1 protein-coding gene is annotated in these 496 nt (G+C 45.8%); it reads left to right on the top strand.

Annotated features, from left to right (window positions below; all coding sequences use genetic code 11):
* Nucleotides 1-316: Na+/H+ antiporter NhaC family protein (locus ACTHTY_RS11630; protein ID WP_440367782.1), on the top strand; the 316-nt coding region annotated here is incomplete at its 5' end.
* Between the last annotated feature and the right edge of the window lie 180 nt (nt 317-496).

Here is a 496-nt window from a genome sequence, read left to right as displayed (position 1 = left end):
TTTCAGCGTGGCCATGACATCGGTTTGTGTTAACTTCCTTATTGGCGAGCAATATGTGAGTATTCTGCTTTCCGGCGAAACCTTTAAGCCGGTTTATGACAAGCTTGGGCTGCATTCGCGCAACCTTGCCCGTACGCTTGAAGATGCGGGTACTGTCATCAACCCGTTGGGGCCTTGGAGCGTCTGCGGCGTATTTATCAGCCATGCCTTGGGTGTGCCCGTTTGGGAATATCTGCCTTACGCCTTCTTCTGCTACTTGAGCTTGGCTCTGACGCTGGTGTGTGGCTGGACAGGACTGACTTTGAGTAAGAAGTAAACAGCATTTAAAATAGCAATGCTTTTATAAAACAAGGCCGTCTGAAAACAACTTCAGACGGCCTTGTTTAATTAAAGTAGCCGTATCAACATGATTTCACTATAATTGCTGCGCCAATAAAAAAATAATCCAAACAATGAACAAATAAATCCGCCAAGAAATTTTCGAGCGTTTCCGCGC

It is taken from the genome of Neisseria sp. P0019.S002, assembly GCF_051957155.1.
GTDB lineage: Bacteria > Pseudomonadota > Gammaproteobacteria > Burkholderiales > Neisseriaceae > Neisseria > Neisseria perflava.
This window is presented reverse-complemented; position numbering and strand designations above follow the sequence as displayed.